7 protein-coding genes and 1 pseudogene are annotated in these 10916 nt (G+C 40.4%); 7 read left to right on the top strand and 1 reads right to left on the bottom strand.

Translation table 11 applies throughout. The features are described 5' to 3' along the window. Window positions 1–235: 235 nt before the first annotated feature. The 5 genes and pseudogenes from MTF64_RS18145 to MTF64_RS18125 all read left to right on the top strand — a co-directional run bounded on the left by MTF64_RS18145 (window position 236) and on the right by MTF64_RS18125 (window position 7219). Window positions 236–1033, top strand: a complete 798-nt coding sequence (locus MTF64_RS18145) for a VOC family protein (RefSeq protein ID WP_064386307.1) — start codon at window positions 236–238, stop codon at window positions 1031–1033. A gap of 118 nt (window positions 1034–1151) precedes the next feature. Further along, complete coding sequence (locus tag MTF64_RS18140) at window positions 1152–1517, top strand: hypothetical protein (protein WP_248452236.1); 366 nt, start codon at window positions 1152–1154, stop codon at window positions 1515–1517. Further along, window positions 1514–3847: a fatty acid cis/trans isomerase gene (locus tag MTF64_RS18135; protein ID WP_248452233.1), complete on the top strand. Its 2334-nt coding sequence runs from the start codon at window positions 1514–1516 to the stop codon at window positions 3845–3847. The genes MTF64_RS18140 and MTF64_RS18135 overlap by 4 nt, the downstream gene beginning before the upstream one ends. Before the next feature lie 158 nt (window positions 3848–4005). Further along, window positions 4006–5729, top strand: a pseudogene (locus MTF64_RS18130) (response regulator). 77 nt (window positions 5730–5806) lie between these two features. Continuing rightward, the gene (locus MTF64_RS18125; RefSeq protein ID WP_248452232.1) at window positions 5807–7219 is read left to right on the top strand and encodes an ATP-binding cassette domain-containing protein; all 1413 of its coding nucleotides are present in this window, start codon (window positions 5807–5809) and stop codon (window positions 7217–7219) included. 36 nt (window positions 7220–7255) lie between these two features. Here MTF64_RS18125 and MTF64_RS18120 read toward each other — a convergent pair whose 3' ends face one another. Next, entirely contained in the window at window positions 7256–8134 is an 879-nt protein-coding gene (locus tag MTF64_RS18120) for a TraB/GumN family protein (RefSeq protein ID WP_248452231.1), read from the bottom strand. 867 nt (window positions 8135–9001) lie between these two features. Here MTF64_RS18120 and ilvG point away from each other — a divergent pair. Further along, window positions 9002–10651 (top strand): acetolactate synthase 2 catalytic subunit, encoded by a 1650-nt coding sequence (gene ilvG / locus MTF64_RS18115; protein ID WP_004589294.1) that lies wholly within the window; start codon window positions 9002–9004, stop codon window positions 10649–10651. Then, window positions 10648–10890 (top strand): acetolactate synthase 2 small subunit, encoded by a 243-nt coding sequence (ilvM, locus tag MTF64_RS18110; RefSeq protein WP_004589295.1) that lies wholly within the window; start codon window positions 10648–10650, stop codon window positions 10888–10890. The genes ilvG and ilvM overlap by 4 nt, the downstream gene beginning before the upstream one ends. Window positions 10891–10916 lie beyond the last annotated feature (26 nt).

The following is a 10916-nucleotide window of genomic DNA, read 5'->3' as shown; positions in this document are numbered from 1 at the left end:
GTTTACGAAACGCTTTTACTTTCATGAGAACTGACTCCTAAATAGGTGTCTACTTTTATGGAGTCAGATCAGCTTGGCGTTAATGTAAATAATGTTGTTTGGGTTGGCTTTACGAAGCCCAAGTAGAAGTGGTCACTGATGTATAAGGAGGTGCTTATTCAGTGAATAACTATCGACACTTACAGGGTATTAGCCTAAGCTAAAAATGGCTTAAATTTACAACAGGAAATGGGCGATGAATAATAAAAATAATTATCCGCAAGGTATATTTTGCTGGGCTGAACTGTGTACTCATAATTGGCAAGACGGGAAAGCTTTTTATACCTCGTTGTTTGAGTGGGGAAATGATGATCAGCCCATTGGCGATGATGAGTATTACACTATGCTACAAAAGCAAGGTGACGATATTGCTGCCATGTATCAAATGCCTAAAGAGCAAGTGGGCTCTACGCCTAGCTACTGGCTTACCTATATTGCCGTAGATGATGTTGATGCATGTGCAATTAAGGCGCAAGAGCTCGGTGCGCAAATTATAGCAGGCCCTCATAATGTTATGGATGCAGGGCGTATGTTAATGCTTAAAGATCCCGCGGGTGCCACGGTGGCATTGTGGCAAGGTAAAGAGCATATAGGATGTAAGCGTCCTTGTGAGCTCAACACGCCTTATTGGCATGAAATGGCAACGCGCGATAGTGAAACAAGCCGTGATTTTTACTGTGAACTACTGGGGTGGAAAAGTGAAACAAAGCCTATGGAAGGTATGGATTACACCTTGTTTTTAGTTGCAGGTAAGCCGGTAGCAGGCATGCTACAAATGACTGATGAGTGGCCACAAGACGTACCCCCCCATTGGATGATTTACTTCGCCGTGGATAACTGCGATAGCTATGTAAAAAAAGCGGCGACTCTTGGAGGGCAAGTGTGTGTACCTGCTACAGATATTCCTGATGTAGGGCGTTTTAGTGTTATTTGCGACCCTCAAGGGGCTGTATTTTCTATTATCGAATCGGCAATGGATGATATTAAAGCTTAGTCATTAACAGCGCTTAAGGCTAAATTTTAGACTTTAGTGTGGTTATTTAGGCGCAGTAATTATGTGCTTTTTTGCTATAATGGCGGGTAATTACACCGTCAGTCAGCAAGAGAGCACAATGGAATTTGAACAAGATAGTAAATTAACCTTACCGTTATTTATTTTAAATGAGTCGCTTAGTGAGCGAGATTTAGAAAAGCCCGATTTAGACATTTCATTTGCTCTTGATGATGAGCTACTGACGCAGATATGCCAAAACCCAGCACCTGATAGCAGTATCGCTATTAGTTTAAAAGCGTATGAGCTTGCGCCGCATAGCAGCGAATTTAATGCGTTGTTAAACCAAGAGCACGATGCACAAATAACGCTGACCCACGGCCCACTGTTAAGTGTGGTGTTAAATACCCACGACAACCAGACTTTTGTCTCTCCACAAATGGATATGATGCCAACCTTCGACCTGGGTGATGAGGATGAAGAATGAAAAAAATTCTGATCAGTACATTCGTCCTTATTATCCTCAGCGGGTGTGCTTATTTAGGCAATGCTCACTACAACGACTTATTTGGTGATGAACAAACGCAGCAGCGTATAGTGCCGCATGATACAGGTGCTGGTGCCGAGTTTTTGCAAGAAGTAAAACCTGTGCTAGATACACGCTGTGTAGTATGCCATGGCTGTTATGATGCGCCATGTCAGCTAAAGCTTTCTTCCCCTGAAGGGATAGATAGAGGGCTAAGCAAAGAGCTTGTTTATGATGGTACACGGCTATTAGCCACTACACCAAGCCGGTTATTATTTGATGCAACCAGCACTGAGCAATGGCGTAAAAAGGGCTTTACTCCGGTACTTAACGAACGTGACCAAAACCCAGAAGCAAACCTTGCCGGTGGGGTGTTATTTAATTCATTAGTGCTTAAGCAAAGTGCACCCTTACCAGAGAATGAAATTCTTGATGATGAATTTGACTTTTCACTTAGCCGTTCTCAAACATGCGCCACTATGGGAGAATTCGATCGTTTAGCTGCAGAGCAGCCTCACGGCGGTATGCCTTACGGTTTACCGGGCGTGTCTAGCCAGGAATTTTATCATTTACAAAAGTGGCTTAAAGACGGTGGAAAAATGGCGCATATTAAACCGCCCACCAAAGCCGAGCTAACAAACGTTAAAAACTGGGAAGCGTTTTTAAATCAAGACAGCTTAAAATACCAATTAGCCGCACGTTATATTTACGAGCATTGGTTTTTAGCCCATATTTATTTTGGTTCTGATAAACCACAGAGCTTTTTTAAACTGGTTCGTTCAAGTACGCCGCCAGGCGAAGAAATTAAGCTAATTAATACGCGCCGACCATACGATGACCCTAAAGTAAGCCGTGTGTATTACCGTTTACTACAGGACCGCTCAACTGTTTTATCAAAAACACATTTACCGCTAAAGCTTGATGATGCAAAGCTTGCACGTATTTATGAGCAATTTATAGCTCCCGATTATACGGTTACTAAAATGCCAAGTTATAAGAGCGAGGCGGCATCTAATCCTTTTAAAACGTTTGAAGTAATTCCTATTAATTCTAAGTATCAATTTATGCTTGATGAAGCTGAGCTAATTATTATGGGCTTTATTAAGGGCCCTGTATGCCGCGGCCAAATTGCACTTAATGTGATTAACGATCATTTTTGGGTTGCCTTTGCAGACCCTGAAAAAGTCGCGACTCCAGCAGTGGAAGATATGTTGCTTCAGCACGAAGAAGCCCTTGAATTACCTGCAGCAGAAGAAAGCAATGCATTGCCTATCTCTAGCTGGGTTAAATACTCAGTGCGTGAGAAAAAATACTTACAAGCCAAAGTTGAGCTGGCTAACGAGATGTTTAAAAACGGAGAGCATTTAACCACCGACCTATTGTGGAAAGGTGAAGGGCGTAACAAAAATGCAGCGCTTACAATATTTCGCCATTTTGATAGTGCCACGGTAGTGAAAGGCTTTATTGGTCAAGAGCCTAAAACTATGTGGGTATTAGATTATGCGCTATTTGAGCGTATTCATTACTTACTTGTTGCAGGCTTTGATGTATACGGAAATATCGGCCACCAATTAGTGACCCGCCTATACATGGACTTTTTACGTTTAGAGGGTGAGCAAAACTTTTTGGCGTTATTACCTGAAACGAAGCGCCATCAAATTAAAAAAAGCTGGTATAGAAAGTCTCCGCCAAGCTTATCTAAGTTTTTTAAAAACAACCGAGAGTTTAGCCAACCTAGTGGTATTGAATATAAAACGGATGATCCACAACACGAGCTGTATGGGTTAGTTAAGCAAACTTTAGCGCCAGTACTGAGTGAGCACTACGACTACACAAAAGTACCCTCGCCATTAAATGCACTAAACAATATGCCAGCTAAGGCTATAAATTTATTACCGCAGTTATCGTATATTTTGGTTAAGCAAGACGATGCTTCACATAAAGCTTACACGCTTATTCATCACAACGCGCATTACAATATTTCCAGCTTATTAAATGAAGATGGGCAGCGCGCTTATGATGAAGATACCGCCACCCTAGTGCCAGGTTTTATTGGTGATTACCCTGCGGCTATTTGGTATTTAAATGATCAAAATGAAGTGGGTGAGTTTGCACAGCTATTACCTATGATGCAAATTGAAGCAGATTATGCTGCATTAAAAGTAAAATTTGGTATTCGTCGCTCACATCCAGAGTTTTGGAAATACAGCGACATAATGCACCAAGTAGCTAAAGAGTATCGCGGCGTTGAATTTGGTATGTTTGACTACAACCGATTAGAAAATCGCTAACTGGTAATTACAAAAGTGTCGCAAGTATTGCCCTTTTTGCCTCTCACTTAATACATTTAGCCCAGTCATGTTACTGGGCTTTTTATTTATATAATTACTAAAGCTGATGTTGAGTTTTCTATATATAGGCTACACTTAAAATAAAAAAGCGGCCTTGTATGTTTAAAATTATTGCCAATGTAAGACAGCGTTACCGATGGGCGCTTATTGCTATTGCTCTGTTAATAAGTGGCTCAGCATTGTTGCTGCAGTATGGCTTTTCTGTACAAAAGTACGATGCCAAAATTATTAATATGGCAGGTAAGCAGCGCATGCTCTCGCAAAAAATTGCTTGGCATAGCAATGCACTTCTTTCATCACGAATCGATGTTGCTACCCATACCAATTCCCTCGAACACTCTCTCGCACAATTTAAAACAGCTCATGAGGTATTACTTACCAAGCAAGGTAGTAGTTACCGTTATCTAACGCCAGAATTAGTAAAGTTATACTTTGCTGAGCCAGCTAATCTAGATAGCGAAGTGAATGAATTTATTGCCCAAGCTAGTTGGCTGCTGTACCAAAAAGGCGAGGTAGACACACAGGTGCTCAACGTAGTACATGTAGAAAACCTACTAGCTAAGCTTGACCGCGCGGTTACTTTATTTGAGCAACATGCAGTAAAAAAAGTTAACCGCGTGTCTAATTTAGAATTGCTGTGCTGGTTAGTCGCCATGGTGTTATTGCTCGTTGAGCTAAGATTTGTGTTTATGCCGATGGAAAAAGAGGTGGAACGCACCTTAACAGCTCTTCAAAAACAAAAGGACTTTGTAGCGCAAATGAGCCAAAACAAAGAGCACTTTATTGCCAGAGCAAGCCACGAATTTAGAACACCGTTACAGGGATTAATTACGTCGATTGATGAGCTAACCATCGATTCCAAGCAGCAAAATATTAAAACGCAAGCAAGCTACTGCGCCCTTAGACTTCTATCTATGCTTGATGAGCTACAAGACCTACAAGCACTAAGCACAGGAAAGTGGGCGCCAATTCTTAAAAACGAAAACCTTTTAGAATCCATAAACAAAGTGGTGTTGGCGTATGAGTATGCAGCGCAGCAAAAAGGGCTAACATTAATCACTCATTTTGATGAGTCTCTTAATTGTTTTTGTAAGTTAGATCATCAGCGCTTACAGCATGTATTAACCGAGCTAATTAGCAATGCAATAAAGTTTACCGACAAGGGCGAGGTTGAAGTTGCTGCAAACATGCAAAACTCGCAATTACAATTAACCGTTAATGATAGTGGGTGTGGTTTTTCTAGCGAAATAACAGAACTAGAGTTTGACTCATTTAAACAAACTAACCACTTTCAAGGCCTAAGAACGGGATTAACACGGGCGCAGTATGTTGTTAAAGCGCTGCATGGTTCGCTTTCATTTAAAAACAACGCAGCGAGTGGCGCTCATGTTACGCTTAACTTGCCGATTGAAATTACTAACCAGCAAACAGAAAGAGAAGTCGAAAAAAGCTTTTTTGCCTTGTGGTTGAAGACAACGAATTAAACACCTTGTTACTCACACGTATTTTGGCAACGTTAGGTGTGGACTATGAATGCGTTGTAAATGGCCTAGAAGCCTGCGAAAAGGTAGGTAAGGCTGACTATGATGTGGTGTTTATGGATTTAAACATGCCGGTCATGGATGGCTTTGAAGCGACTAAAAAAATACGCAAAGAGCTAAATAAAACCATGCCCATAATCGTTGTTACAGCAAATACCTCAGCCGAAGACATGGACTTAATTTATGAATATGGCGCGAGTGAGCATATTCATAAACCCATAAGTAAGCAGGCAGTGGCTGATGCATTGGTAAATGTATGCATAGCTAATGAAATAAATTAATACGCAATTAAATACGCTTGCTAAAGCAATTTACTATACGTTAAGTTGTTTATTTAGCTTATGGTGAAGGCAGTATTGTGCAAAGTATTGTATTTGAACAATTTAGTGGTTATTTAAAAGGGCAAGGTAAAAGCCGTTACACAATTAATGACTTAAGTTGGCAAGTAAATGCTGGTGAGCACTGGCTCTTATTAGGCGCTAATGGCGCAGGTAAATCGGCATTGAGCGCCGCATTAACGGGTGAAGCTAAGCAGCAAAGTGGTACTTTTAAAAGTACCTTTAATAGCACGCAGCTTGTGTCATCTGATGTGCAAAAGCAGTTAATCAAAAATGAAATTGAGCATGAACATCACAGCTTAGTAAAAGATTTTATCTTCCCTCAAAATAGTAGCTACAACCATGAGTTACGTACAAAACTAATAGATGCCTTTAATTACAGCGCCCTTTTAGAGAGGCATTTTAGAGATCTCTCTACCGGCGAAACCCGTAAACTCCTACTTATAAATGCGCTAAGTAGTCATGCTGATTTAGTGGTACTAGATGAGCCATATGATGGCTTAGATAAACATTCGTGTGAGGTGCTAAACACTTTATTAGAAACACTTAGCTCAACAATTAACTTTGTGTTTGTGTTAAATAGGCTTGATGAAATCCCACCGTTTATTACTCATTACGCTTATGTAAATCAGGGGCAGTTGCAGCATGTACTTAATAATCCAAACGCAGAGCAGCGTGCTGACTTGCTTAAACTACTGCATTTAACCCATACCGCTTTAGAAATACCTCAACCGGATGACTCCCAAGGCCGTGCAGAGTATACCGCCGATACATTGGTTAAGCTTAGTAATACAAAGGTTAGCTACGCTGGGGTTGATGTATTTAAAAATCTCAATTGGCAAATTAATAAACATCAACACTGGCAATTGAGTGGTAAAAATGGCTCAGGTAAAACCTGCTTATTAAATTTAATAACTGGCGATAACCCTCAATGCTACAGCAATGATATTCAGGTATTTGGTTTTAAACGCGGAAGTGGTGAAAGTATTTGGGATATAAAACAACATATTGGCTATATATCAAATGCACTGCATATGGATTATCGAGTAAGTATATCGGCATTGAATACGGTTATTTCTGGATTTTACGACAGCATTGGTTTATATCAAAAGCCAACAAAGTCACAAGTAAATACAGCTAAGCAATGGTTAGCGCTGATTGGGTTAAGCGATAAACAAAATAGCTCATTTACGCAACTTTCATACGGCGATCAGCGCATGCTATTAATAGTGCGCGCTATGGTAAAACACCCCACGTTACTTATTTTAGATGAACCTTGTTTGGGGCTTGATGAAGCAAATAGACAGCGAGTACTAATATTAATCGAGAAAATTTGTGCCGCACATACCAGCACCGTTATTTATGTAAATCACCATGCGGCAGACAAAATTAAAGGGATTGAGCATTACTTAAAAATGGAAGATTTTAATTAAAGGCTGGGCTATTTAGGCCCAACCTTTAACGCCACGTTATAGGCGAGTAATGGTAAAGCCTGCATCAGTTAACTGTTTAATTAAACCATGCTGCTCTGGTAAGTGCAGCGCGCCTACAGCAATAAATAGCTTTTCGTTAGTTAAGCGAGGCACTAATTGCTCCACCCATTTATTATTACGATTAACTAGCATAACTTGCTCGCTTATTTCACCGTAGTTACTCTCGTCAAAACTCATGTTGTAGTATTCAGTCAGCGTATTCATATCACCATTTTTCCAGGCGTTTACTAACTTAATAAAATAAGTATTAATATCAGCAAGCTGTTCAAACGTTTCTTCAATCATTTCATTACTAAGCAAAGCCATGCCATCAAACATTTGTAGTTGCTGCTCTAGCGTTTCTAACTCTCCAATCGTGATATTTTGCTTTTTAGCGTAAGCAAGTACTTGCTTGTCTATGCCTGTTTGGTCAGAAAACCCTGCATTTTGAAATTCAATCTGCATCATGGTTACCATTACAGCCCAAGGTTTGAGGCCATTAAACATAGCTATATCAATCGATTTTTTAGCAAAGTAGTCTTTAAGCTTATTGTAGTTTTGTTTTGAGAGTTCTGTTTGTAATGTTTTGCCATCTTTAAGCATCATAAAGGGCATTGAACGCTGCTGCATTTGCAAAGGCGTGAGTTTACTAATATCTACTTCAACAACAACTTGCTCGCTTTGATCTATAGCCTTAGTTACTTTTTCTGGTAAGCCTTTCATGCTGGCATCGCCTACGTGAACTGTGCCAAACAAGTAAGAGCTAGTACCGTTTTTTTCTACTTTAAATAATGCCGGTGCTGCGACACTATTAAAACTAGTTGCTATAAAAAGTGCCAATATAAAAAACTGACTAATTCGAGTGAGGGCTTGCATGGTTTGTCCTTAAATCTAATTGAGTTGCCTAAATACTAGCTTAAATTAAAGCGCTTTAATAAACCTATTTGGTTATATTCAACACTTTTAAATGCGCTTATGAATTTAGTTGCACTAGGGCACCTTATTTAAATAGGGTGAATGTAATTGAGTGGTGCGTAATAGGGCTTGCGGAGTAAACCTGCCTAATTAGCAAAGTTTTAAGTTATTTACCGTGCTGCGCTGTTATTTGTACTACAATGTATCAAAAATTAATCAAGCCCTAAATGGCTATTATGTGGCTAGTGAATTTACTTGATGCAAATTAAGGTATAGATTTTTCATTTAAGCCTTTTTTTGTGAATTTAAAATCCGTTTAAAGTCGCTTTTTGCTCTTTTGTTGAATTAAGTTTGGTGTTGACTTACTCGCCTCAGCACGGTACAAATACATATACAGAGCGAAGAGTATTACTTCGTAACAAATGAACACATTTTGGTATTAATTTCATGCTTACAAATGCACTTAACCTAGTCCTGATTATTATCGTGGTGATTATTCCCGCGAGGGCTTCGTAGTGCTATAAACTTAAGCATTAAAAAGCCCTCCGCACCTAACCGTTCGGAGGGCTTTTTAGTTTTAAGCACAAAGTTTTAAAAATTTTATACCAATTCGCTTAATTAAGTGATCTATTTTGAGGATAGATAAACGTGTTGATAGCTAGGCAAAAAATTCGCTATTTAGTTGTTCTAAATGAGAATTTTTTAACGCAGATAGCGACACTTTTAGCCCTCTAAAAATAATTAAGTATTATTGCGGATTGGTATTAGCTATAAGTTTTTTAAGTAAAGTAGGTAATTGGGTTGTCACTGAGGAATGAGGATTAATTAATGACAGGCGCAGAACTAACAATCGATTTATTAGCCAAGCACGGCGTAAATGAAGTATTTGGCTACCCTGGCGGAGCTATTATGCCCATTTACGATGCGCTGTATGGCGCGCCTGTAAAGCATTACCTTACTCGCCATGAGCAAGGTGCTGGTTTTGCCGCAGTGGGTTATGCTCGCAGCACAGGCAAATTAGGCGTTTGTTTTGCTACCTCAGGCCCAGGCGCTACTAACTTAATAACAGCACTTGCCGATGCAATGATGGACTCAGTGCCATTATTAGCAATTACAGGTCAAGTACCGACTGCCGCTATTGGCTCAGATGCATTTCAAGAAGTCGATGTACTAGGTATGTCACTGTCGTGTACTAAACATAGCTACATGGTAGAGCGCCCAGAAGACTTAGCTGAAATATTACAAGAAGCCATGCACTTAGCTCAAAGTGGTCGCCCAGGCCCAGTGCTTGTAGATATTCCAAAAGATATTCAAATGGCGCAAGTACCTTTTAAACCTTGGTTAGCTGCTGATGAATATTTACCACAACTTGATTTAAACCAAGTAGCCATTGCAAACCAGTTATTAACTGAAGCAAAGCAGCCAGTAGCGTATGTAGGTGGTGGCGTACAAGCCGCCGATGCGCAAAATGAGTTAATGCAGTTTTTAAACAAAACACAAATGCCAGCGGTATCAACATTAAAAGCGCTAGGCAGTGTGTTACCAGATTACGAGCACTACTTAGGAATGTTAGGCATGCACGGCACACAAGCGGCTAACATAGCAGTACAAGAGTGTGATGTACTTGTATGTATAGGCGCGCGCTTTGATGACCGCGTAACGGGCAACTTAGCCAAATTTGCAGCCAAAGCAAAAGTAATTCACTTAGACATTGACGCGGCCGAAGTAGGTAAACGCAAACCTGCTAAAGCGTCCTTAATTGCTGATCTAAAAACCTCATTACCCGCACTTGAGTGTGTTGTAACACCTAAAGCATGGTGCGATACAAATAAGCTCATGAGCGAAAAACACGCATGGCGTTACGACTACCCAGGCGAAAAAGTATTTGCCCCGTATTTATTGAACCAGTTAAGCCAGCGTATGCCAAAAACAGGCGTAGTGTGCTGCGATGTAGGCCAGCACCAAATGTGGGTGGCGCAACATATGAAATTTAACCACCCAAGTAATCACTTAAGTAGTGGTGGCGCAGGCACTATGGGCTTTGGTTTACCCGCGGCTATTGGCGCGCAAGTAGCACGCCCAGACGATTTTGTAATAACGGTGTCGGGTGATGGCTCAATCATGATGAACATTCAAGAGCTTGCCACTATACGTCGTAATAATTTACCAGTAAAAATACTAATATTAGATAACCAACGCTTAGGTATGGTTCGTCAATGGCAGGAACTGTTTTTTGAAGGGCGTTACTCTGAAACCAATCTTTCAGATAACCCTGACTTTGTTCAGTTAGCGGCGGTATTTGGTATTCCTGGGCAAACTATTACTAAAGCCAACGAAGTAGACGATGCAATCACTGCACTGGTAAACAGCGAAGGGCCGTATATTTTACATGCCTGTATAGATGATAAAGAAAACGTATGGCCGCTTGTACCACCAGGGGCTGCAAATGACGAAATGATTACGGAGAAAGCACAATGAAACACAGCTTAACTATTGCATTGAAAAACCAAAGTATTGCGGTGGAGCGCTTTTTACGTGTTGTGCGTCACCGTGGTTTTGACCTTACGCATTTTCAGCTTAATACCGATGAAGCTCAATATACGATAGCAATGACGGTCGATAGCGATAAGCCTATTCATCTATTAACCAGCCAGCTAAATAAGTTGGTAGACGTGAAAGAAATCAGCTTAGAAAATTTACAGCAACAAGCAGTGTAACTGCTAACGAAACACATTTACGCGTT

The organism is Pseudoalteromonas sp. 2CM41L (assembly GCF_023161905.1).
Taxonomy (GTDB): domain Bacteria; phylum Pseudomonadota; class Gammaproteobacteria; order Enterobacterales; family Alteromonadaceae; genus Pseudoalteromonas; species Pseudoalteromonas atlantica.
This window is presented reverse-complemented; position numbering and strand designations above follow the sequence as displayed.